The 21,193-nt window shown below is 70.6% G+C and carries 17 protein-coding genes; 14 read left to right on the plus strand and 3 right to left on the minus strand.

Annotated features, from left to right (window positions below; all coding sequences use genetic code 11):
- The first annotated feature begins 38 nt into the window (after positions 1-38).
- The 9 genes from AC068B_RS29940 to AC068B_RS29980 all read left to right on the plus strand — a co-directional run bounded on the left by AC068B_RS29940 (position 39) and on the right by AC068B_RS29980 (position 13,160).
- The gene (locus tag AC068B_RS29940; protein ID WP_478674707.1) at positions 39-1,994 is read left to right on the plus strand and encodes an acyl-CoA dehydrogenase family protein; all 1,956 of its coding nucleotides are present in this window, start codon (positions 39-41) and stop codon (positions 1,992-1,994) included.
- Between the two features lie 68 nt (positions 1,995-2,062).
- On the plus strand, positions 2,063-2,593 hold the full coding sequence (cpt, locus tag AC068B_RS29945) for a chloramphenicol phosphotransferase CPT (RefSeq protein ID WP_478674753.1): 531 nt from the start codon (positions 2,063-2,065) through the stop codon (positions 2,591-2,593).
- Positions 2,594-2,817: 224 nt separating this feature from the next.
- Positions 2,818-5,454, plus strand: coding sequence for a preprotein translocase subunit SecA (gene secA / locus AC068B_RS29950; RefSeq protein ID WP_478674754.1), 2,637 nt, complete (start codon positions 2,818-2,820; stop codon positions 5,452-5,454).
- 55 nt (positions 5,455-5,509) lie between these two features.
- Positions 5,510-6,778 carry a 1-deoxy-D-xylulose-5-phosphate reductoisomerase gene (gene dxr / locus AC068B_RS29955; RefSeq protein WP_478674708.1) on the plus strand — a complete coding sequence of 423 codons (1,269 nt, stop codon included), beginning with the start codon at positions 5,510-5,512 and terminating at the stop codon, positions 6,776-6,778.
- Positions 6,775-8,076 carry a M50 family metallopeptidase gene (locus tag AC068B_RS29960; RefSeq protein WP_478674709.1) on the plus strand — a complete coding sequence of 434 codons (1,302 nt, stop codon included), beginning with the start codon at positions 6,775-6,777 and terminating at the stop codon, positions 8,074-8,076. Before dxr ends, AC068B_RS29960 begins: the two co-directional genes overlap by 4 nt.
- A gap of 191 nt (positions 8,077-8,267) precedes the next feature.
- The gene (gene ispG / locus AC068B_RS29965) at positions 8,268-9,425 is read left to right on the plus strand and encodes a flavodoxin-dependent (E)-4-hydroxy-3-methylbut-2-enyl-diphosphate synthase (protein ID WP_478674710.1); all 1,158 of its coding nucleotides are present in this window, start codon (positions 8,268-8,270) and stop codon (positions 9,423-9,425) included.
- Positions 9,426-9,931: 506 nt separating this feature from the next.
- Positions 9,932-10,780, plus strand: coding sequence for a GNAT family N-acetyltransferase (locus AC068B_RS29970; RefSeq protein ID WP_478674711.1), 849 nt, complete (start codon positions 9,932-9,934; stop codon positions 10,778-10,780).
- Positions 10,781-10,809: 29 nt separating this feature from the next.
- Positions 10,810-11,352 (plus strand): GNAT family N-acetyltransferase, encoded by a 543-nt coding sequence (locus AC068B_RS29975; protein ID WP_359349119.1) that lies wholly within the window; start codon positions 10,810-10,812, stop codon positions 11,350-11,352.
- Between the two features lie 113 nt (positions 11,353-11,465).
- On the plus strand, positions 11,466-13,160 hold the full coding sequence (locus AC068B_RS29980; RefSeq protein ID WP_478674712.1) for a proline--tRNA ligase: 1,695 nt from the start codon (positions 11,466-11,468) through the stop codon (positions 13,158-13,160).
- Positions 13,161-13,219: 59 nt separating this feature from the next.
- Here AC068B_RS29980 and AC068B_RS29985 read toward each other — a convergent pair whose 3' ends face one another.
- From AC068B_RS29985 to AC068B_RS29995, 3 genes are read right to left on the minus strand one after another with little or no spacing between them, the layout of a single operon-like run.
- Positions 13,220-14,119 carry an aminoglycoside phosphotransferase family protein gene (locus tag AC068B_RS29985; protein WP_478674713.1) on the minus strand — a complete coding sequence of 300 codons (900 nt, stop codon included), beginning with the start codon at positions 14,117-14,119 and terminating at the stop codon, positions 13,220-13,222.
- 27 nt (positions 14,120-14,146) lie between these two features.
- A complete protein-coding gene (locus tag AC068B_RS29990; protein WP_478674714.1) occupies positions 14,147-14,653 on the minus strand; it encodes a ferritin-like domain-containing protein in 507 nt (168 codons plus the stop codon).
- Positions 14,650-15,222 carry a hypothetical protein gene (locus AC068B_RS29995; protein ID WP_478674715.1) on the minus strand — a complete coding sequence of 191 codons (573 nt, stop codon included), beginning with the start codon at positions 15,220-15,222 and terminating at the stop codon, positions 14,650-14,652. The genes AC068B_RS29990 and AC068B_RS29995 overlap by 4 nt, the downstream gene beginning before the upstream one ends.
- Positions 15,223-15,489: 267 nt before the next feature.
- Here AC068B_RS29995 and rimP point away from each other — a divergent pair, with 267 nt between their 5' ends.
- The 5 genes from rimP (at position 15,490) to AC068B_RS30020 (ending at position 21,144) form a co-directional block, all read left to right on the plus strand.
- Positions 15,490-15,987, plus strand: coding sequence for a ribosome maturation factor RimP (gene rimP / locus AC068B_RS30000; RefSeq protein WP_478674716.1), 498 nt, complete (start codon positions 15,490-15,492; stop codon positions 15,985-15,987).
- A 2-nt stretch (positions 15,988-15,989) separates the two neighbouring features.
- Entirely contained in the window at positions 15,990-16,979 is a 990-nt protein-coding gene (nusA, locus tag AC068B_RS30005; protein ID WP_468557658.1) for a transcription termination factor NusA, read from the plus strand.
- A 131-nt stretch (positions 16,980-17,110) separates the two neighbouring features.
- Positions 17,111-17,389 (plus strand): YlxR family protein, encoded by a 279-nt coding sequence (locus AC068B_RS30010; RefSeq protein WP_478674717.1) that lies wholly within the window; start codon positions 17,111-17,113, stop codon positions 17,387-17,389.
- 158 nt (positions 17,390-17,547) lie between these two features.
- Positions 17,548-20,694 (plus strand): translation initiation factor IF-2, encoded by a 3,147-nt coding sequence (gene infB, locus AC068B_RS30015; protein ID WP_478674718.1) that lies wholly within the window; start codon positions 17,548-17,550, stop codon positions 20,692-20,694.
- Positions 20,695-20,850: 156 nt separating this feature from the next.
- Positions 20,851-21,144 carry a DUF503 domain-containing protein gene (locus AC068B_RS30020; RefSeq protein ID WP_150172847.1) on the plus strand — a complete coding sequence of 98 codons (294 nt, stop codon included), beginning with the start codon at positions 20,851-20,853 and terminating at the stop codon, positions 21,142-21,144.
- Positions 21,145-21,193: the final 49 nt, after the last annotated feature.

The raw sequence follows: 21,193 nt of genomic DNA on the forward strand, positions 1-21,193 counted from the left end.
CCGGGCCGGTGGCCCCGACACGCGGCGAGGTGAACCTCATGTCCGCAACATCCCCCGCACCCGAGCACCGGGCGAAGGTCTCCGAACGAGAGGCCAGGCAGGTGGCCGAGGCCGCCCGCGAGCAGGACTGGCGCAAGCCCAGCTTCGCCAAGGAACTCTTCCTCGGCCGATTCCGTCTCGACCTCGTGCACCCGCACCCGATGCCGCCCGACGAGGACGCCCAGCGCGGCGAGGAGTTCCTCGCCAAGCTCCGCGACTTCTGCGAGACGAAGATCGACTCGGCTCGCATCGAGCGCGAGGCGAAGATCCCCGACGAGGTGCTCATCGGCCTCAAGGAGCTCGGCGCCCTCGGCATGAAGATCGATACGAAGTACGGCGGGCTCGGCCTCACGCAGGTCTACTACAACAAGGCCCTCGCCCTGGTCGGCTCCGCGAACCCGGCGATCGGCGCGCTACTCTCCGCGCACCAGTCGATCGGCGTGCCGCAGCCCCTGAAGATCTTCGGCACCCAGGAGCAGAAGGACGCCTTCCTGCCCAGGTGCGCCCGCACCGACATCACCGCGTTCCTGCTCACCGAGCCCGACGTCGGCTCGGACCCGGCACGCCTGGCCACCATGGCGGTGCCCGACGGCGACGATTACGTCCTGGACGGCGTGAAGCTGTGGACCACCAATGGCGTCGTCGCGGACCTCCTCGTCGTCATGGCGCGGGTGCCGAAGTCCGAGGGCCACAAGGGCGGCATCACCGCGTTCGTCGTCGAGGCCGCGGCCGAGGGCGTCACCGTCGAGAACCGCAACGCGTTCATGGGCCTGCGCGGCCTGGAGAACGGCGTGACCCGCTTCCACCGGGTGCGTGTCCCCGCGGCCAACCGCATCGGCCCGGAGGGCGCGGGCCTCAAGATCGCCCTCACCACCCTCAACACCGGGCGGCTCTCCCTGCCCGCCATGTGCGTCGGCGCGGGCAAGTGGTGCCTGAAGATCGCCCGTGAGTGGTCGGCCGCGCGGGAGCAGTGGGGCAAGCCCGTCGCGTACCACGAGGCGGTCGGCTCGAAGATCTCCTTCATCGCGGCGACGACCTTCGCGCTGGAGGCCGTCCTCGACCTCTCCTCGCAGATGGCCGACGAGGACCGCAACGACATCCGCATCGAGGCCGCCCTCGCCAAGCTGTACGGCTCCGAGATGGCCTGTCTGATGGCCGACGAGCTCGTCCAGATCCGCGGCGGCCGCGGCTTCGAGACCGCCGAGTCCCTCGCGGCCCGCGGCGAACGCGCCGTCCCCGCCGAGCAGATCCTCCGGGACCTGCGGATCAACCGCATCTTCGAGGGCTCCACCGAGATCATGCACCTGCTGATCGCCCGCGAGGCCGTGGACGCGCACCTGAAGGTCGCGGGCGACCTCATCGACCCCGACAAGTCCCTGTCCGACAAGGCGAAGGCGGGTGCGAAGGCGGGCGGCTTCTACGCCCGCTGGCTGCCGAAACTGGTGGCGGGCCCGGGCCAACTCCCGAGCTCGTACGCCGAGTTCCACCCGGCGGGCCACGCCGACCTCTCCGGCCATCTGCGCTACGTCGAGCGCGGCGCCCGCAAGCTGGCCCGCTCGACCTTCTACGCCATGTCCCGCTGGCAGGGGAAGATGGAGACCAAGCAGGGCTTCCTCGGCCGGATCGTCGACATCGGCGCCGAGCTGTTCGCGATGAGCGCGGCGTGCGTGCGCGCCGAACTCCTGCGCACCACCGAGGAGTACGGCCGCGAGGCGTACCAACTGGCCGACGTCTTCTGCCGCCAGTCCCGCATCCGGGTCGACGAGCTCTTCGACCGGCTCTGGACCAACACCGACGAGCTGGACCGCAAGGTGGTCAAGGGCGTCCTCTCGGGGACGTACACCTGGCTCGAAGCGGGGGTCGTCGACCCCTCGGGCGACGGCCCGTGGATCGCGGACACCGCGCTGCCCGAGACGCCCCTGCCCGATGTCCGCAGGGTGATCAAGGAGGGGTGAGGGCCCGGCCCGACCGGTACGGGAAATCGTTTGGAGCGGGATCCGGGCGCTTCTACTGTGGCCCGGTGATGACCCAGGTGATCGTTCTCAATGGTGGCTCCAGCTCGGGGAAGTCCGGGATCGTGCGGTGCCTGCAGTCGGTCCTGCCGGGGCCGTGGCTGGCGTTCGGGGCGGACACGTTCGTCGGCGCGATGCCCGCGTCCATGCAGGCGTCGGACGCCGGGATCGAGTTCGCCGCGGACGGCACGGTGAGCGTCGGGCCGGAGTTCCGGGCCCTGGAGGCGGCCTGGATCGAGGGGGTCGCCGCGATGGCCCGCGCGGGCGCCCGGATCGTCGTCGACGAGATCTTCCTCGGCGGCGCGGACTCGCAGCACCGTTGGCAGAAGGCCCTGAGCGGGCTGCCGGTGCTGTGGGTCGGCGTCCGGTGCGACGATGAGATCGCGGCGGCCCGCGAGATCGCACGGGGGGACCGGGCCGTCGGCGTGGCCGCGTCCCAGGCCGAGACGGTCCACCGCGGCATGGTCTACGACGTGGAGATCGACACCGCCCACACCGAGTCGATGGAGTGCGCGCGGACCATCGCCGCGCACGTCGAGTGAGCGACACTGCCGAATGAGCGACACCGCCGAATGGGCGACACCGCAAAGTGAGCGACACCGCCCCTTTCACCCGTTCTTTTCGCGCGCGCCGCATTCCGCCCCGCCCGTAACCGGTCTGCTTGCTGCCGTGATGTGGCCCCGCCCACAATGAGCGGACCGGCCGGCGAGCCAGGGAGGGGATCACCGTGTCCGTCCTCAAACTGGAACACCTCACGGGAAAGATCATGCGAGCGGGCGAAGGCAGAATGCTGCGTCGGCTCGAACGCGTCAGGGTTCAGGTCAACTCCATCGAGGGCGAGATCGAGCGGCTTTCCGACGCCGAACTCCGCGCCCTCACCGACGAGTACAAAGAGCGTTACGCGGACGGGGAGAGCCTCGACGATCTGCTCCCGGAGGCCTTCGCGACCGTCCGCGAGACGGCCCGGCGCATCCTCGGCATGCGCCACTTCGATGTCCAGGTGATGGGCGGCGCGGCACTCCACCTCGGCAACATCGCCGAAATGCAGACGGGGGAGGGAAAGACCCTCGCGGCCACCCTGCCCGCGTATCTGAACGCCCTGGCGGGCGACGGAGTCCACCTCGTCACGGTCAATGACTATCTGGCCGAGCGCGACGCCCGGTGGATGGGCCGCGTCTACGGCTTCCTCGGTCTGACCGTCGGTGTCATCAAGGCCGAGATGAGCCCGGACGACCGGCGCGCCGCCTATGCCTGCGACATCACGTACGGCACGAACAACGAATTCGGCTTCGACTACCTGCGCGACAACATGGCCTGGTCGAAGGGGGAGCTGGTGCAGCGCGGGCACCACTACGCGATCGTCGACGAGGCGGACTCCATCCTCATCGACGAGGCCCGCACCCCCCTGATCATCTCGGGCCCGGCCGACCAGCCCACGCACTGGTACGGATTCTTCGCCGACGCCGTGCGCGGAATGCGGGGCATCGCGATCCAGGAGGAGAAGTTCACGGCACCGCAGCGCAAGATCGAACTGGCGGAACTGCGCGCCGCGTACGACTACGAGTACGACCCCAAGAAGCGCACCGTGGCCGTACTGGACAACGGCGTGGAATTCCTGGAGGACCAGCTGGGCATCGACAACTTCTACGACTCGGCCAACACCTCCCTCATAGGCCAGCTGCACAATGCGCTCAAGGCGAAGGAGCACTTCAAGAAGGACAAGGACTACGTCGTCACCGACGGAGAAGTCCTGATCGTCGACGAGCACACCGGGCGCATCCTCGCCGGACGCCGCTACAACGAAGGCGTCCACCAGGCCATCGAGGCCAAGGAGGGCGTGGAGATCAAGGACGAGAACCAGACGCTCGCCACGATCACCCTGCAGAATTTCTTCCGCCTCTACGGAAAACTCTCCGGAATGACCGGCACGGCCATGACCGAGGCCGCCGAGTTCCACCAGATCTACAAACTCCACGTCGTGCCCATCCCCACCAACAAGCCGATGGTCCGCGCCGACAGGCCCGACGTCATCTACCGCGACGAGTCCGTGAAATTCGACGCGGTCGTCGCCGACATCATCGAAAGGCACCGCACGGGCCAGCCGATCCTCGTCGGCACGGTGTCCGTGGCGAAGTCCGAGCACCTCTCCGCCCTGCTCACCGGGCGCGGCATCCGGCACGAGGTGCTCAACGCCAAGAACCACCTGAGCGAGGCGCAGATCGTCGCGCAGGCGGGCCGCAGGGGCGCCGTCACCGTCGCCACGAACATGGCGGGCCGCGGCACCGACATCATGCTCGGCGGCAATCCCGAGGCCATGGCGGAGGCCGAGCTCAAAACGGAAGGACGGGCCCCGGAGGACGACCCGGACCGGTACCGCGAGGCCCTGGAGCGCATCGCGGCCGCGGCCGCCGCCGAGCACGACGAGATCACCGGCCTCGGCGGCCTCTACGTCCTCGGCACCGAGCGCCACGAGTCCCGCCGCATCGACAACCAGCTCCGCGGCCGCTCGGGCCGCCAGGGCGACCCCGGCCAGTCCCGCTTCTACCTCTCGCTGGGCGACGACTTGATGCGGCTGTTCCGCGCCGAACTGGTCGAACGCGTCATGCTCATGGCCAACGTCCCGGACGACGTGCCCATCGAGAACAAGATGGTGACCCGCGCCATCGCCTCCGCACAGTCCCAGGTCGAGCAGCAGCACTTCGAGACCCGCAAGAACGTCCTCAAGTACGACGAGGTCCTCAACCGCCAGCGCAGCCTCATCTACCAGGAGCGCCGCCGCGTCCTGGAGGGCGAGGACCTCCGCGAGCAGATCCACCACTTCATGGCCGACACCCTCGACGCGTACGTGGCAGCGGAGACCGCCGACGGCTTCGCCGAGGAGTGGGACCTGCAACGGCTCTGGACCGCCTGCCGCCTGCTCTACCCCGCACGCGTCACCACCCAGGACCTCGACCGGGAGGCGGGCACCCGCGCCGACGTGACCGCCGAACTGATCACCGAGGTCCTGGCCGACGACATGAGCGCCCGCTACGAGGAACGCGAGCGCGCACTCGGCTCGGACGTCATGCGCGAACTGGAGCGCCGCGTGGTGCTCTCCGTCCTGGACCGGAAGTGGCGCGAGCACCTGTACGAGATGGACTACCTCCAGGAGGGCATCTGGATGCGGTCCTACCTGGGCAGGGACCCCCTGTTCGAGTTCCAGCGCGAGGGCTTCGACCTGTTCACCGCGATGATGGACGCCATCAAGGAGGAGTCCGTCGGCTACCTCTTCAACCTGGACGTCCGCGCCGAGAGCCTGGAGGCCCGCCAGTCCAGCGGCCAACTCCGCTTCAGCGCGCCGACGATGGACACCGCGGAGGGCGTCCTGGAGGGCGACTTCGACACCCGCGACAAGAAGCAGTGACCCCGATCGGGCACGCCCTGTCGGGCCGGACGGAGGATGCGGCCACAATAGGGGGATGAGCGACAGCCCATCCCCCCTCGCCGACCCGCACCTCGTCTTCGACCCCGTGACGGGGGACGGACCGCGGGACATCGTGATCCTCGGCTCCACGGGTTCGATCGGCACCCAGGCCATCGACCTCGTCCAGCGCAACCCCGACCGCTTCCGCGTCACGGCGCTCTCCGCCGCGGGCGGCCGCGTCGGCCTCCTCGCCGAGCAGGCGCGCCAGCTGCGGGTCGGGACGGTCGCGGTCGCCGACGAGAACGCCGTACCGGCGCTGCGCGAGGCCCTCCAGGGGCAGTACGGCGCGGGGGAACCGCTCCCCGAGATCCTGGCGGGACCCGACGCCGCGGCCCAGCTCGCCGCGTCCGACTGCCACACGGTCCTCAACGGGATCACCGGCTCCATCGGCCTCGCCCCGACGCTCGCCGCCCTCGAAGCGGGCCGCACCCTCGCGCTGGCCAACAAGGAATCCCTCATCGTCGGCGGCCCCCTGGTCAAGGCGATCGCCGAGCCCGGCCAGATCATCCCGGTCGACTCCGAGCACGCGGCGCTCTTCCAGGCGCTGGCCGCAGGCACCCGCGCGGACGTACGCAAGCTGGTCGTCACCGCCTCCGGCGGCCCCTTCCGGGGACGTACGAAGGCCGATCTCGCGCACGTCACCCCCGAGGACGCGCTGGCGCACCCCACCTGGGCCATGGGCCCGGTGATCACCGTCAACTCCGCGACGCTGGTCAACAAGGGCCTGGAGGTCATCGAGGCCCACCTGCTCTACGACATCCCCTTCGACCGCATCGAGGTCGTCGTCCACCCGCAGTCGTACGTCCACTCCATGGTGGAGTTCACCGACGGCTCGACCCTCGCCCAGGCCACCCCGCCCGACATGGGCGGTCCGATCGGCATCGGCATCGGCTGGCCCGAGCGCATCCCGGACGCCGCCCCGGCCTTCGACTGGACGAAGGCGTCGAGCTGGGAGTTCTTCCCCCTCGACAACGACGCGTTCCCGTCGGTCGGGCTCGCCCGGCACGTCGGGGAGCTCGCGGGCACGGCCCCGGCAGTGTTCAATGCCGCCAACGAGGAATGCGTGGACGCGTTCCTGAAGGGCGCGCTGCCCTTCAACGGCATCATGGAGACCGTGACGAGGACCGTGGAGGAACACGGCGTCGCTGTCACCGGTGGGTCGGGAACCTCCCTGACCGTTGCCGACGTCCTCGAAGCGGAGACCTGGGCGCGTGCTCGGGCACGCGAACTGGCAGCAAAGACGACCGCGGAGGCCCGTGCATGACGACACTGATGATGATCCTCGGGATAGTCGTCTTCGTGATCGGGCTGCTCTTCTCGATCGCCTGGCACGAACTGGGGCACCTGTCGACCGCCAAGATGTTCGGCATCCGCGTGCCGCAGTACATGGTGGGCTTCGGGCCGACCCTCTTCTCACGGAAGAAGGGCGACACCGAGTACGGCGTCAAGGCCGTCCCCCTCGGCGGCTACATCCGCATGATCGGCATGTTCCCGCCCGGCGCCGACGGCCGCATCGAGGCACGGTCGACGTCCCCCTGGCGCGGCATGATCGAGGACGCCCGCTCGGCGGCCTTCGAAGAGCTCCAGCCCGGCGACGAGAGCCGCCTCTTCTACACGCGCAAGCCCTGGAAGCGCGTGATCGTGATGTTCGCCGGGCCGTTCATGAACCTGATCCTGGCCGTGGCGATCTTCCTCGGCGTGATGATGACGTTCGGCATCAGCAGCCAGACGACCCAGGTCGGCAAGGTCTCCGACTGCGTCATCCAGCAGAGCGAGAACCGCGCGAAGTGCGAGAAGGGCGACAAGGCCGCGCCCGCCAAGGCGGCGGGCCTGAAGCCCGGTGACAAGATCGTCGGCTTCCAGGGGAAGTCCGTCGACGACTGGTCCGCGCTCCAGTCCAAGATCCGCGAGACCATCGGCCCGGCCACGATCACGGTCGAGCGCGACGGCAAGCGGCTGGACCTGCACGCGAACCTGATCAAGAACCAGGTCACCAAGACCGACGGCGACGGGGCCTACGTGGAGGGCAAGTACGTCTCCGCGGGCTTCCTCGGCTTCACCCCCGCCACCGGCATCGTGCAGCAGTCCTTCGGCGACTCCGTCGACCGCATGGGCGACATGATGGAGAACGGCGTCGAGTCGATCATCGCCCTGCCGTCCAAGATCCCCGATCTGTGGAACGCGGCGTTCGGTGACGGCGAGCGCAAGCAGGACTCCCCGATGGGCGTCGTCGGCGCGGCCCGGGTGGGCGGCGACGTGTTCACCCTGGACATCCCGCCGGAGAACCAGATCGCGATGATGCTGTTCCTCATCGCGGGCTTCAACCTCTCGCTGTTCCTCTTCAACATGCTGCCGCTGCTCCCGCTCGACGGCGGCCACATCGCGGGCGCCCTGTGGGAGTCCGTGCGCCGCAACGCGGCGAAGGTCCTGCGCCGCCCCGACCCGGGCCCGTTCGACGTCGCCAAGCTGATGCCGGTCGCCTACGTGGTGGCGGGCATCTTCATCTGCTTCACGATCCTGGTGCTCATCGCGGACGTGGTGAATCCGGTGAGAATCTCCTGATTACGGGAAGTTCGCGGCGGCCCGGCACCTTGTGTGACGGGCCGCCCACCATTGGGTGGACTTCCGGGCGTGATGTGCCCGGGCCCTGCGGGGTGCCGTAATCTCGAATCCGGAGCCCGCCGATCTCGGGACCCAGATGCACACTTAGTGATCCGTACTCTGTGATCCACACTCTTGGGGATGCTCGCCAGATGACTGCCGTATCGCTCGGAATCCCGTCCGTTCCGACCAAGCTCGCCGACCGAAGGGTCAGCCGCAAGATCCAGGTCGGCACGGTGGCCGTGGGCGGGGACGCTCCGGTCTCGGTCCAGTCGATGACGACGACGCGCACGTCCGACGTCGGCGCCACACTGCAGCAGATCGCGGAGCTGACGGCTTCCGGCTGTCAGATCGTGCGGGTGGCGTGCCCCACGCAGGACGACGCGGACGCGCTCGCCACGATCGCGCGCAAGTCGCAGATCCCGGTGATCGCCGACATCCACTTCCAGCCGAAGTACGTGTTCGCGGCGATCGACGCGGGCTGTGCGGCGGTCCGGGTCAACCCGGGCAACATCAAGCAGTTCGACGACAAGGTCAAGGAGATCGCGCGCGCCGCCAAGGACGCGGGCACGCCGATCCGCATCGGGGTCAACGCGGGCTCCCTGGACGCCCGCCTGCTCAAGAAGTACGGCAAGGCGACCCCCGAGGCCCTCGTCGAGTCGGCCCTCTGGGAGGCGTCCCTCTTCGAGGAGCACGGCTTCCAGGACATCAAGATCTCGGTCAAGCACAACGACCCGGTCGTCATGGTCAACGCCTACCGCCAGCTCGCCGCCCAGAGTGACTACCCCCTGCACCTCGGCGTGACCGAGGCGGGCCCCGCCTTCCAGGGCACGATCAAGTCGGCCGTGGCCTTCGGCGCCCTGCTCTCCGAGGGCATCGGCGACACGATCCGCGTCTCCCTCTCGGCGCCGCCCGTGGAGGAGATCAAGGTCGGCATCCAGATCCTCGAATCCCTCAACCTCCGCCAGCGCCGCCTGGAAATCGTCTCCTGCCCGTCCTGCGGCCGCGCCCAGGTCGACGTCTACAAGCTGGCCGAAGAGGTCACCGCGGGCCTCGAAGGCATGGAGGTCCCCCTCCGCGTCGCCGTCATGGGCTGCGTCGTGAACGGCCCGGGCGAGGCCCGCGAGGCCGACCTCGGCGTCGCCTCCGGCAACGGCAAGGGCCAGATCTTCGTCAAGGGCGAGGTCATCAAGACCGTCCCCGAGTCCAAGATCGTGGAGACCCTCATCGACGAGGCGATGAAGATCGCCGAGCAGATGGAGAAGGACGGCGTGGAGTCGGGCGAGCCGACGATCTCGGTCGCAGGCTGACCCCGAGACACCCTCCCCGCACTTCCCCCTGTGCCCCGCCGCTCACGAAGCGCCGGGGCACAGGTGCGTACGGTCCCCGGCGGGCAGGAGCCCTGCCCGCCCCTGCCTGTGCCCCGCCGCTCTTGAGCCGCGCCCCAAACCACCGAGCCGCGACACATCCCCCACCCACCCAGCCCCTACCCCGCCCCGGCGCGGGTCGCCCCTACCCCGCCCCGGTGCGGAGCGCCCCCGCCCCCGCCCTGCGGGTCGCCCCCACCCCAGCCCCGGTGCGGAGTGCCCCCGCCCCCGCCCCAGTGCGGAGCGCCCCCACCCCAGCCGCACGGTGCGGGGCAAACGGGTGGGTGGGTGGGAGCAACGCCGCGAAGCGGCGAAAAGACCCCCGCCCCCACCGGGGGAGACCCCGCCCGACAGCCAGCCCCCCAACGGACAAAAGGCACCCCCCGCACAAGGCGCCCCCGCCAGGTACAGTGCGGAGATCAGCAGACCGTATGGTGAGGCCCCCGCACGTGTTGACTCAGACCACCACCAGGGTCCTCGAACCGAGTGACCTCGACGCCGCGCTCGCCGTGCTCGACCGCGAGCCGGTCGCGAACGCCTTCGTGACCGCCCGCGTCAAGGTGGCGGGCCTCGACCCCTGGCGCCTCGGCGGCGAGATGTGGGGCTGGTACGAGGACGGCATGCTGGCCTCGCTCTGCTACGCGGGCGCCAACCTCGTCCCCATCTGCGCGACCCCGCGAGCCGTCCGAGGCTTCGCCGACCGCGCCCGCAGGTCCGGCCGCCGCTGCTCGTCCATCGTCGGCCCCGCCGAGTCCACGGCCCAGCTGTGGCGGCTCCTGGAGCCCTCCTGGGGCCCCGCCCGCGAGGTCCGCGCCCAGCAGCCCCTGATGGTCACCGACCGGCTCCCGGACGACATCGTCCCCGACCCGTACGTCCGTCGTGTCCGCAAGGACGAGATGGAGACGATCATGCCCGCGTGCGTGGCGATGTTCACCGAGGAGGTCGGCGTCTCGCCGATGGCGGGCGACGGCGGCCTCCTCTACCAGGCCCGTGTCGCCGAACTCGTCGGCTCCGGACGCTCCTTCGCCCGCCTCGACCGGGACGGCAAGGTCGTCTTCAAGGCGGAGATCGGCGCCGCCACCTCACAGGCGTGCCAGATCCAGGGCGTCTGGGTGGCCCCCGAGTACCGCGGCCGCGGCCTCGCCGCCCCCGGCATGGCGGCCGTCCTGCGCTACGCACTCGCGGACGTCGCCCCGGTGGCAAGCCTGTACGTCAACGACTTCAACACCGCGGCCAGGGCGGCCTACCGAAGGGTGGGCTTCCAGGAGGTCGGCGCCTTCATGAGCGTCCTGTTCTGAACGCGGGCAACGCGAAGTAGGGTCGCCCCATGACAGACGATGTCGTGATCGCGCCGCTCGACCTCGCCGCGCGCGTGGACGACGCACTGCGCGTCCAGGCCCACGCCTTCGGACTGAGCGAGGACGAAGTGGCCGTCCGGCGCCAGATCGTCCTGCGACACCTCACCTACCCGGGCGCCCGCGCGTTCGGCGCGACCACCCCCGACGACCGGCTCGTCGGCTTCGTCTACGGCATGCCCAACAGCCGGGGCCACTGGTGGTCGACGGTCGTCGAGCCGTACCTGCGCAGCCAGAACCTGGACGGCTGGCTGGACGACTCCTTCGTCATCACCGAGCTGCACGTGCATCCGGGCCACCAGAACCGCGGCATCGGACGCGCCCTCATCACGACCATCACCGAAGGCGTCCCCGAGCCCCGCTCGATCCTCTCCGCGATCGACGTCGAAAGCCCGGCCCGCGGCCTCTACCGCTCCCTCGGATACGCGGACCTGGCCCGCCGCGTCCTGTTCCCCAGCGCCGCCAAGCCGTACGCCGTGATGGGCGCTCCGCTGCCCCTGCCGAAACGGTCCTGAGCCGTAACCGATTTCCGCCCGCCCGCGCCCCCCGGCTAACCTCCTGGCAGCACCCTCCCCCGAGCTCTCGGCTCCGCTCGAGCAGGGGGGACCCCCAGCAGCAGGAGTTCACCATGGCCCAGGTCCAGCGCATGTCCCGACTGATGGCGAAGACCTTGCGCGACGACCCGGCGGACGCCGAGGTACTGAGCCACAAACTCCTCGTCCGCGCGGGCTACGTGCGCCGCACCGCCGCCGGTGTCTGGTCCTGGCTGCCGCTGGGCAAGAAGGTCCTCGCCAACGTCGAGCGCGTCGTACGCGAGGAAATGGACGCCATGGGCGCCCAGGAGGTCTCGCTGCCCGCCCTGCTGCCCCGTGAGCCGTACGAGGCGACGGGCCGCTGGACCGAGTACGGCGCGGAGCTCTTCCGGCTCAACGACCGCAAGGGCGGCGACTACCTCCTCGGCCCCACCCACGAGGAGATCTTCACCCTCCTGGTCAAGGACCAGTGCACGTCCTACAAGGACCTGCCGGTGACCCTCTACCAGATCCAGACGAAGTACCGCGACGAGGCCCGTCCCCGCGCGGGCATCCTGCGCGGCCGCGAGTTCCTGATGAAGGACTCCTACTCCTTCGACCTGGAGGACGAGGGCCTCGCCCAGTCCTACGCGATGCACCGCGCCGCGTACCAGAAGATCTTCCAGCGCCTCGGCCTGGACTACCGCATCTGCGCCGCCACCGCCGGTGCCATGGGCGGCTCGAAGTCCGAGGAGTTCCTCGCCCCGGCCGCGGCCGGTGAGGACACCTTCGCGGACTGCCCGAGCTGCGACTACGCGGCGAACACCGAGGCGGTCTCCTTCGCCCTGAAGCCGGTGGACGCCGCCGACGTGTCCGCCGCCGAGGAGATCCCGACCCCGGACACCCCGACCATCGAGACGCTCGCCGCGCACCTCGGCGTCGAGGCCTCCGCGACGCTCAAGAACCTCCTCGTGAAGGTCGACGGCGAGATCGTCGCCGTCGGCGTCCCCGGCGACCGCGAGGTCGACCTGGACAAGGTCGAGGCCCACTTCGCCCCGGCCGCCGTCGAGCTGGTCACGGCCGCGGACTTCGAGGGCCGCGACGACCTCGTGCGCGGCTACGTCGGCCCGCAGGGCCTGGAGAAGGTCCAGTACGTCGCCGACCCGCGCGTCGCTCCCGGCACCGCCTGGATCACCGGCGCCAACAAGGACGGCGTGCACGCCAAGAACGTCGTCGCGGGCCGTGACTTCGAGGTCGACACGTACGTCGACGTCGTGGTCGTCCAGGAGGGCGACCCGTGCCCGAACTGCGGCACCGGCCTCAAGCTGGACCGCGCCATCGAGATCGGCCACATCTTCCAGCTCGGCCGCAAGTACGCCGACGCCTTCCAGCTCGACGTCCTCGGCAAGGAGGGCAAGCCGGTCCGCGTGACCATGGGCTCGTACGGCATCGGCGTCTCGCGCGCCGTCGCCGCCCTCGCCGAGCAGCACGCCGACGACAAGGGCCTGATCTGGCCCGAGGAGATCGCCCCGGCCGACGTCCACGTGGTCGCGGCGGGCAAGGCCCTGCAGACCGAGCTGGCCCTGGAGGTCTCCGACAAGCTGGCCGCCGCTGGTGTCCGCGTCCTGGTCGACGACCGTCCCGGTGTCTCCCCGGGCGTGAAGTTCACCGACTCCGAGCTGATGGGCGTGCCGAAGATCCTGGTCGCGGGCCGCCGCTCCGCCGACGGCGTCGTCGAGCTCAAGGACCGCCGCACGGGCGAGCGCGAGGAGCTCCCGGTCGACGAGGCGATCGCCCGCCTGACGGCCTGACGGCATACGAGAAGGGGGCGCTCCGCACGGCGGGGCGCCCCCTTCTCACGTACGTACCGCTACAGCCAGCCCGCGAACTCGAGCAGCAGCTCCGCGTCCTGCGGCCGCCCCACCCGCAGCGCCCGGACGCCCGACTCGACCGCCCGGAACAGCGTCCAGCCCCGCAGCCGCTCCTGCTCGACCTCCAGGGACTCCGCCAGCTTCTTCACGCGCCGCCGCGTGATCGAGGCGCCCGACGGCGACGCGATCAGGTCCTCGACCCGGTCACGGACCAGCCGCGCCAGGTCGAAGGCGGGCTCGCCGACCACCGGGTCGGGCCCCACCGCGAGCCACGGCAGCCGGTCCCCGGCGAGGACCTTGCTCTGCCGGAACGTGCCGTGCAGCAGCCGGGGCTGCGGGTTCGCCGCCAGCAGCTCGTCCCGGGCCGCGAGCGCCGCGTCGACCAGCGGCGCGACCTCCGCGTCCGCCGCGGCGGAGGCCCGCATCGCGTCGGCCTGCCGCCCCGTCCGCTCGGCGACCGTCTCGAACCGGTGCCCGGCGGGCGGCTCCACCCACAGCCTGCGCAGCGTCCCCGCCGCCTCGAGCAGCGCCTTGGCCTCGGGCAGCGACCGCACGGACACATCACGGTGCAGTCGTTCCATGAGCAGCGCCCCGTCCGAGAGCTCGGGGTCGAGCAGCCGTGCGGCGCCGAGGCCGTTCCAGTGGGCGAGCGCGGCCCGCTCGCTCTCCGGACGCGACCGGGGCGGCACGAGCTTCAGCACCGCGGGAGTGTCGTCGGCCCGCCGCACCAGCAGCACGAGGCTGCTGCGGCCGCCGGGCACATGCACCCGGTCGACGGTCAACTCGCGTAGAGCGACGGACTGTTCGACTGCCTCGGGCAGCTTTTCCAGCCAGTCGTCGCCGTCCTGCGCCGTCTCGCCGAGTGCTGTGACGAGGCGCCGCGGCGGTTCGAAAGCCATGCGCGAGTTGTTCCCTTCCTGAGCGCGTTACGCCTTGGGTGTGGCCGCTGCGGACGACGGTGTCGACCGCTCGGCGAGCCCAGGGAAGGCTACGCTCCCGCCCCGCCACCGTGCCGCACGGACCGCCGCCTCCCGCAGCGCCCGGGCCGCGGTGCTCCGCCGGGTGCCCGAGGTGGCGCGGACGAGATCGGAGTAGACGCCCGCGACCCGGTCCTCCAGCTCCGTGGCGAGCCGGACGGCCGCCGCGGAGTCCGGCACCGGGAAGGGCAGCGAGTACGCCGCGTCCGCGGACTGCGGCTCGCCGCCGAGGTCGCGCACCGCGCGCTGCAGCTCGTCGCGCCGGGCGCGGTGCGCGTCGTACGCCGTGCGGGCCTCGGCCCTGCGCTTGTCGCCGATCCGGCCGCCGACGACCCCGTAGCCGTACACGGCGGCGTGCTCGGCGCCGAGGGCGGACTGCAGGGCCTTCAGCTCTGCGTCCTTCGAGGCCTTTGAGGTCTCTCGCGAACCCGACCCCTGTGTGTGCGTGTCGCTCACTTGTGGTCCTCCGTCTCCGTCAGCAGATAGGCGTGGGCCGCGCCCGCCGCGGCCACGGAGGCGAGCAGCCTGCCCTCCTCGGCCGGGGCGTCGACCAGGGCGTCGCCCCGCCGGTCGGCCAGCTTGCGCTCGGCGTCGGCGAGCTCGCGCAGGGCCTTCTTGGGCTCGGAGGCCACGGAGGGCGACGGTGCTGTGGAGGCAGACGCGGACGCAGAGGCGGACGCAGAGGGGGACGCAGAGGGAGCGGCGGAGCCCGTGGCGCGGTTGCCGGGGTCGGCCTCGAACGCCTCCGCATGCTGCTCCACCTCGGCGCGCAGCGGCCTGAGCCGCTCGGCGAGCGAGGGGTGCGCCGCGGCCACGGCGTCGTACTGCCGGAGGAGTTTCCTGCTGTCCTTCGCCGCCGTGGCGCGCAGCCGCCGGGTGGCGGAAGGACGCTCGTCGGCGTCGGAGTCGGCGGAGTCCGTGCAGCCCGCGAGCAGCGCCGCCGACGCGACACCGGCGGCCCCAGTGAGCAGACTCCTTCGGCGCGGTCCCGGACGGGAGCGCGGGGCGGTGAGATACGACGGCACGGCAGACGTCCTCGGAAGGAAGGCCAAAAGGCGCGAGCGAGAAGGGTGTGGAAGGGAACGCAAAGGAGCAGAAGGGGAGATCGATGGGCGCGGGCCCGGTGATCACCGTACCTTCGGACCGCCCCGGCACCCGCTAGCGGCTCGGAACGGAGCGCCGCATCGTCCCGTTCGTGGGCGGCAACACCCCTTCGGACCGGATACCCTTTGACCTGACACGCAGACTTGCAACGCACCCACAACAGCACACGCGGCCGAGGAGTCACCCGGATGAGCACCACCCAGAGCGAGAGGCTGCGGCAACTACTGGAACCGCTCGTCACCTCGCAGGACCTGGATCTCGAAGAGATCGAAGTGGCCTCCGTCGGGCGCAAGCGGGTGCTGAGAGTCGTCATCGACTCCGAGGACGGCGTGGACCTGGACGCGATCGCGGAAGTGAGCCGCGTGCTCTCCGCGAAGCTCGACGAGACGGACGCCATGGGCGCGGGGGAGTACGACCTGGAGGTCGGATCCCCCGGCGCCGAGCGGGCCCTCACCGAGCACCGGCACTACGTGCGAGCCGTGGACCGTCTGGTGAAGTTCCAGCTGACCGAGGGCGGCGAGCTGACCGCCCGCATCCTCACCGTGGACGACGAAGGCCTCGACCTCGAAGTGCCCGGCGTGAAGGGCCGCAAGGCCACGTCCCGCCGCCTCGCCTTCGACGAGATCGACAAGGCGCGTGTGCAGGTCGAGTTCAACCGCAAGGACAAGAAGGAAGAGGAGGCGTAGCCGTGGACATCGACATGAGTGCCCTGCGGGGTCTGGTCCGGGAGAAGGAGATCTCCCTCGACCTCCTCATCGAGGCGATCGAGTCGGCCCTCCTCATCGCCTACCACCGCACCGACGGCAGCTTCCGTCGCGCACGCGTGAAGCTGGACCGCGAGAGCGGCCATGTGACGGTGTGGGCGACCGAGGACCCGGCCGACCTCGAAGAGGGCCAGGAGGCCAAGGAGTTCGACGACACCCCGTCCGACTTCGGCCGCATCGCCGCGACCACCGCGAAGCAGGTCATCCTGCAGCGCCTGCGCGACGCCGAGGACGACGCGACGCTCGGGGAGTACGCGGGGCGCGAGGGCGACATCGTCACCGGCGTGGTCCAGCAGGGCCGCGACCCGAAGAACGTGCTGGTCGACATCGGCAAGCTGGAGGCCATCCTGCCGGTGCAGGAGCAGGTGCCCGGCGAGCAGTACCCCCACGGGATGCGCCTGCGCAGTTACGTGGTCCGGGTGGCCAAGGGTGTCCGTGGCCCGTCCGTGACGCTGTCGCGCACCCACCCGAACCTGGTGAAGAAGCTCTTCGCGCTGGAGGTCCCGGAGATCGCCGACGGTTCCGTCGAGATCTCGGCCATCGCCCGCGAGGCCGGTCACCGCACCAAGATCGCGGTCCGTTCGACGCGCTCGGGGCTCAACGCCAAGGGCGCCTGCATCGGCCCCATGGGCAGCCGTGTGCGCAACGTCATGGGCGAGCTCAACGGCGAGAAGATCGACATCGTGGACTGGTCCGACGACCCGGCCGAGATGGTCGCCCACGCGCTCTCCCCGGCCCGTGTCAGCAAGGTCGAGGTCGTCGACCTCGGCGCCCGCTCGGCCCGCGTGACCGTGCCGGACTACCAGCTGTCGCTGGCGATCGGCAAGGAGGGGCAGAACGCCCGCCTGGCCGCGCGCCTCACGGGCTGGCGGATCGACATCAGGCCCGACACCGAGCAGCCCGAGCACGACTAGCAGCGGGCGGTGGGGCCGTTCCGGGAATAAATTCCGGGCGGTCACCGCTTGGATCACGACAGTATGTGGCGAGTAGCCGTTCGATTCTTGCCCCAAAGGGGTGAGGTCGGTGCGGGGAGGTAGACTTAAGCGTGTCTGGCCGGACGCATGCCCGCGCATGCCCTGAGCGCACCTGTTTGGGGTGCCGGGAGCGAGCGGCCAAGAGCGATCTGCTGCGCATCGTGGCGAAAGAGGGCGCCTGCGTCCCCGATCCAAGCGGTACGCTGCCCGGCCGGGGTGCGTATGTACACCCCGCCCTGGTCTGTCTAGACCTGGCGGTCCGCCGCCGAGCGTTTCCGAGGGCCTTCCGAGCCCAGGGACCGCTCGACACGGAGGCGTTGCGCCGGGCGGTCAAGACAGTTGCCCAGTAGGCAACACCGAAAGACGTGGGCGCACGGAACCCCGTGTGGCCCTGGTACCCCGCGAGTTGGAAGTAGGTCGAGATTGCGATGAGCACTCGATGAGCACGCGATGAGTACGCCCATGAAGTAGCGACGGTCCGGCGTAACCCGGACCTAAAAGGAGCGAAGTGGCTAAGGTCCGGGTATACGAGCTCGCCAAGGAGTTCGGCGTAGAGAGCAAGGTCGTCATGGCCAAGCTCCAAGAACTCGGTGAATTCGTACGTTCGGCGTCCTCGACGATCGAGGCGCCGGTAGTACGCAAACTGACTGACGCATTGAACCAGGGCGGTGGCAACGGCAAGTCCGCCGCCAAGCCCGGCGCGCCGCGCAAGCAGGCCGCCCCCAAGCCGGCGAGCCCCGCGGCTCCGGCATCCCCCTCTCCCGCGCAGGCCGCCCGTCCGGGTCCGGCTGCGCCGAAGCCGCCGGCGCCCAAGCCCGCCGCGGCCGAGAAGCCCGCGGCGGCCCCCGCGACGCCGGGCCCGCGCCCGACGCCCGGCCCGAAGCTGCCGGCCCCCAAGCCCGCACCGGCCTCCCCGGCCCCGGCCGCCCCGGAGTTCACCGCTCCGCCGGCCGCGCCTGCGGCACCCGCGGCTCCTGCCGCCCCGTCCGGCCCGCGCCCCGGCGCCCGTCCGGGTCCCGGCGCCCCGAAGCCCGGTGGCCGTCCGGCCCCCGGTCAGGGCCAGGGTCAGGGTCAGGGCCGTGGTGACCGCGGCGACCGTGGTGACCGTCAGGGTGCTCCGCGCCCCGGCGGCCAGGGTGGCGCCCCGCGTCCCGGCGGTGCCCGTCCCTCGGGTCCGCGCCCGGGCAACAACCCCTTCACCTCTGGTGGCTCCACCGGCATGGCGCGCCCGCAGGCGCCCCGTCCGGGCGGTGCACGTCCCGGCCCCGGTGGGCCTGGCGGCCAGGGTGGCCCCGGTGGCGCCCCGCGCCCGCAGGGCGGTCAGGGCGGCCCCGGTGGCGCTCCCCGTCCGCAGGGTCAGGGCGGCGCCCGTCCGACCCCGGGCGGCATGCCCCGCCCGCAGGGCGGCGCTCCGCGTCCCGGCGGCGGTCCCGCTGGTAACCGTCCGAACCCGGGCATGATGCCGCAGCGTCCCGCCGCGGGTCCGCGTCCCGGCGGTGGCCCCGGCGGTGGCCGTGGTCCCGGCGGCGGCGGTCGCCCGGGCGGCGGCGGTGGCGGTCGTCCCGGTGGCGGCGGCTTCGCGGGTCGTCCCGGTGGCGGTGGCGGCGGCTTCGCCGGCCGTCCCGGCGGTCCGGGTGGCGGCGGTGCCGGTCGTCCCGGTGGCGGCGGCGGCTTCGGTGGCCGTCCCGGCTTCGGTGGACGTCCCGGTGGCCCCGGTGCCCGTGGTGGCACGCAGGGTGCGTTCGGCCGTCCCGGCGGGCCCGCCCGTCGTGGTCGCAAGTCGAAGCGGCAGAGGCGCCAGGAGTACGAGGCCATGCAGGCCCCGTCGGTGGGCGGCGTCATGCTGCCTCGCGGCAACGGACAGATCGTCCGCCTGTCGCGCGGTGCCTCGCTGACCGACTTCGCGGAGAAGATCAACGCGAACCCGGCCTCGCTGGTCGGCGTGATGATGAACCTCGGCGAGATGGTCACCGCCACGCAGTCCGTCTCCGACGAGACGCTGAAGCTCCTCGCGGACGAGATGAACTTCGTCCTCGAGATCGTCAGCCCGGAGGAGGAGGACCGCGAGCTCCTCGAGTCGTTCTCCATCGAGTTCGGCGAGGACGAGGGCGGCGAGGAAATGCTCGTCTCCCGTCCGCCGGTCGTGACCGTCATGGGTCACGTCGACCACGGTAAGACCCGACTTCTGGACGCGATCCGCAAGACGAACGTCGTTGCGGGCGAGGCCGGCGGTATTACGCAGCACATCGGTGCGTACCAGGTCGCCACCGAGGTCAACGGTGAAGAGCGCGCCATCACCTTCATCGACACCCCCGGTCACGAGGCGTTCACCGCCATGCGTGCCCGTGGTGCGAAGTCCACCGACATCGCGATCCTCGTGGTCGCGGCGAACGACGGTGTGATGCCGCAGACGATCGAGGCGCTGAACCACGCCAAGGCGGCCGACGTGCCGATCGTGGTCGCGGTCAACAAGATCGACGTCGAGGGTGCCGACCCGACCAAGGTGCGCGGTCAGCTCACCGAGTTCGGTCTGGTGGCCGAGGAGTACGGCGGCGACACGATGTTCGTCGACATCTCCGCGCGGCAGGGCCAGAACATCGAGCAGCTGCTCGAGGCCGTGGTCCTGACCGCGGACGCCTCGCTCGACCTGCGGGCCAACCCGGAGCAGGACGCGCAGGGCATCGCGATCGAGGCCCACCTCGACAAGGGCCGCGGCGCCGTCGCGACCGTCCTCGTCCAGCGCGGTACCCTCCGCGTCGGCGACACGATGGTCGCCGGTGACGCGTACGGCCGAGTCCGCGCGATGCTCGACGACAAGGGCGAGAACGTGGAGGAGGCGACCCCGTCGACTCCGGTCCTCGTGCTCGGTCTCACCAACGTCCCGGGCGCGGGCGACAACTTCCTGGTCGTCGACGAGGACCGTACGGCCCGTCAGATCGCCGAGAAGCGTGCCGCCCGTGAGCGCAACGCCGCGTTCGCCAAGCGCACCCGCCGGGTGTCCCTCGAGGACCTCGACCAGGTGCTCAAGGCCGGTCTCGTCCAGGACCTCAACATCATCATCAAGGGTGATGCGTCCGGTTCCGTCGAGGCCCTGGAGAGCTCGCTGCTCCAGCTCGACGTCGGCGAAGAGGTGGACATCCGCGTCCTGCACCGCGGTGTGGGTGCGGTCACCGAGTCCGACATCGACCTGGCGATGGGCTCCGACGCCATCGTCATCGGCTTCAACGTCCGCGCGGCCGGCCGTGCCGCGCAGATGGCGGAGCGCGAGGGCGTCGACGTCCGCTACTACTCGGTGATCTACCAGGCCATCGAGGAGATCGAGGCGGCCCTCAAGGGCATGCTCAAGCCGGAGTACGAGGAGGTCGAGCTCGGCACCGCGGAGATCCGCGAGGTCTTCCGCTCGTCCAAGCTCGGCAACATCGCCGGTGTGCTCATCCGCTCCGGCGAGGTCAAGCGCAACACCAAGGCCCGCCTGCTGCGCGATGGCAAGGTCATCGCGGAGAACCTCAACATCGAGGGTCTGCGCCGCTTCAAGGACGACGTCACCGAGATCCGCGAAGGCTTCGAGGGCGGTATCAACCTCGGAAACTTCAACGACATCAAGATCGACGACGTCGTTGCCACGTACGAGATGCGCGAGAAGCCGCGCGGCTGATCAGTTCACTGATCTGATCCGCTCGGTTCAGTGTCGGGGCCGGTCGACGGGGAAAATTCCGTCGATCGGCCCCGGCCGTTCCGTGTACGGTTCTTGTGTCCCTGCCAAGCGGTTGGCGGGGCCTCGAACCCGTACCGGCGGGACATCCGGACACACATGTATGTGGGGACTCTGTCCTTCGATCTGCTCCTCGGCGACGTACATTCGCTGAAGGAGAAACGCTCCGTCGTCCGTCCGATCGTCGCTGAGCTCCAGCGCAAATACGCGGTGAGCGCGGCGGAAGTGGGCGGTCAGAACCTGCACCGGCGGGCCGAGATCGGCCTCGCGGTGGTGTCCGGTGACGCGGGCCACCTCCATGACGTACTGGACCGGTGCGAGCGCCTCGTCGCCGCCCGGCCCGAAGTGGAGCTGCTGTCGGTGCGACGGCGGCTGCACGGCGACGATGATTGAACACAGCAAGACAAGCCCAGGGAATGCCCGGGGATAAGGGAGACGGAGC

It is taken from the genome of Streptomyces sp. NPDC042371, assembly GCF_056437465.1.